Raw genomic sequence first — 357 nt, forward strand, 5'->3', positions numbered from 1 at the left:
GAGGAAATGAGCAAGGGCATTCAGGGCATGTCCAACCGATCCATCTCCTGGAACGCCGCCCTCCGCGACATCCGCTCCGACCGCACCGTCGTGCCGGTCGGCTTCCTCTCGGCCCGGGCTCGCTGCCAGGGCTTCGCTGAGGTCCGTCATCGCCCGTTGGTGGTGGCAGGCCAGTTCAACCGCGCGGCCGTGATGGCTGCGGCCGTATCGGCGGCCAAGGCGCATCAGGAGCACCACGTCGGTACGTGGCAGGCGGCGATGTCCGTCTGTCTGAAAGCATCCTTGCAGGGCTCCCGGATGGGGCTGGACCCCACTGACCACTGAGTTTCAGAGTTCCTGCACTTCTCGCATGCGGGC

At 66.4% G+C, this 357-nt stretch carries 1 protein-coding gene; it reads left to right on the top strand.

Annotated features, from left to right (window positions below; translation table 11 throughout):
• A partial coding sequence (locus MKK75_RS32375) for a hypothetical protein (RefSeq protein ID WP_244046574.1) occupies nucleotides 1–324 on the top strand: 324 nt, incomplete at its 5' end.
• Nucleotides 325–357: the final 33 nt, after the last annotated feature.

It is taken from the genome of Methylobacterium sp. J-030 (assembly GCF_022829545.1).
Lineage (GTDB): Bacteria > Pseudomonadota > Alphaproteobacteria > Rhizobiales > Beijerinckiaceae > Methylobacterium.